This window comes from Haladaptatus sp. (assembly GCF_049589095.1).
In the GTDB taxonomy this organism is placed as follows: Archaea; Halobacteriota; Halobacteria; order Halobacteriales; family Haladaptataceae; genus Haladaptatus.
In genome coordinates this window covers 1-2009 of sequence record NZ_JBAWAC010000287.1, presented here as the reverse complement: position 1 = coordinate 2009, position 2009 = coordinate 1, and the positions used below count along the sequence as shown (strand labels likewise).

The window sequence follows — 2009 nt, the reverse complement described above, 5'->3', positions numbered from 1 at the left end:
CGACTGGTTCTTACCGCGTCGATTGGTAGACCCTCGCCCGATAGCGTTTCGGGGAGGATCAATTGACCGGCGTCGTTCGGGAGGATTGGCCGATGACGACCTGTCCAGCGAGCAGCACCAGCACCGCGATACCGACGCCGAGGATGGTCGCTGGAACGCCAAGTAGTGTGCCTCCCGTGAGCTTCGTACCGATTCCGAACACCGCTCCGAGCACCATCGAGGAGAGGATGACTCGGCCGTCGATTCCCCGCCAGTACAGCGCGACGTACACTGGAACCAGGAGTCCGGTGGTCAGCAGTACCGCCCTGAAATCGTACAGGTCGAAGATCGATCCGGGTGGGGATGCGCTGATGGCCGTCGCGAGAAGACCGAATCCGATGGTGGCGGCCCTCGAAATTTTCAGTTGGTGGGCGTCGGACGTGTCCGGGTTGAAGTAGTCGTAGATGTCCCGCGTGAGCGTCACACCGATGGAGTGTAACCGGGTGTCGGTCGTCGAGAGGATGGCACTCATGATTCCGAGGATGACGATGGTTCCCAACGTGGTGGGGAGAACCCGCATGATGAGGACGGGAAACGCCCGGTCCGTATTCGAGACGGAAATCCCCGCGTTGTGGAGCGCGACGCCGGTTTCGGCACCGAGGAGCGACGTGACGACGAGGAACATCGCGATGATGACGCCACCGGCGGCGATGTGGAACTTCGTCGTTTCGATGTCCTTCGTCGCGTTGATGCGGATGATGACGTTCTGCCCCGTGAAGATGGTCCCGAAGAAGGCGACGATGGAACTCACGATGGTGATCAGGGTGTACGATCCACCGCCGAGCGGCGTAACGTTGGAGGGGTCGATGGCGGCGAACTGTTGGTTCATGGCCGTAAGGCCGCCCAAATCCGTGACGAGGTACACCACAGCGATCGTCATCAGCGCGACCATGACGGTTCCCTGAAGGAGGTCGGTCCACGCGACGCTCACCAACCCGCCGAGCACCGTGTAAACGATGAAGACGAGACCGATCACCCACACCATGTACTCGTACGGAACGCCGGTGATTTCGGTCACCAACACGCTCGCGCCGACGAGTTGAATGACGAGATACACCCACGCGTTACTCAATAGGAGAAGGCCAGTGACGGGACGGGCATACTGCCGACCGGTGACGTTCGCGACGATGTCCGAGAGGGTTACCTTGTTCAACTCCCGTATCTTGTGCGAGACGAAATAGAGGCCGCTCATGCCGAGTGCGAGTCCGAAGTTCACGCCGACCATGATGGCGTAGCCGGTCTTCGAAAACTCGCCGATGACGCCGATAGCGGCGACGGCGCTGAAGAAGTTCGCGACGAGCGACCAGGTCGCGAGCCACTTCCCGAGGTTTCGGCCGTACACCCAGAAATCGTCCTTCGTGTTCGTTTTCAGGTATCCCCACGCGCCGATAGCGAGGACGATGAGGAGGTAGAGAACGAACGCGGCGAGATACGTTTGATTCACCATCAGTCGGTCCCCCCGCGAGCGGTGTCCGAGAACGGTTTCCCCATCACTTTGTGGACGACAACGTAATGGATCGCTCCCAAACTACCCGCGAGGAGCGTTGCGATTATCATTACAAACGTCGTGGTTGGAAGGCCGATTACAGTCATGATTTCGTCCAGTTTTCACGTCTCCTTGCGGTTTTTCCGCCGAATCGTCGTCAAGGAGTGCTACTCGTTAGCGAGTATCCCAGATATATTTATGAATGTTGTCCAATTAAAAATAAAGTCGTTCGAGTATGGATTTGATCGTGAAATCTCCACAGGGCTGTCACACGGAACGTGGGAACCGTCCCTCTCGTAAGAATCTAGAGTCGGTGACCACGGCGGTTATTGACGTCACCTATCTTCGGCGAAAGGTTATTGGTAGATATAGTTACATTTTCGTGACGACGATATCGAATCCCGTCGTGCCGTGCAGGGACCCGAGTGTCGCTACGGACAGCAGCAATCGGAGACGATTAATCAACAGATCAATTACCGTTCTA

The 2009-nt window shown here is 57.4% G+C and carries 1 protein-coding gene; it reads right to left on the bottom strand.

The annotated features are described in order from the left end of the window. Positions 1 to 58: 58 nt before the first annotated feature. Positions 59 to 1486, bottom strand: a complete 1428-nt coding sequence (locus tag WBV42_RS09320; RefSeq protein WP_423985778.1) for a sodium:solute symporter family protein — start codon at positions 1484 to 1486, stop codon at positions 59 to 61. Positions 1487 to 2009 lie beyond the last annotated feature (523 nt).

Excerpts from the sequence above, each read along its gene's own strand:
- WBV42_RS09320 (WP_423985778.1), bottom strand. The coding sequence starts at position 1,486 with ATGGTGAATCAAACGTATCTCGCCGCGTTCGTTCTCTACCTCCTCATC.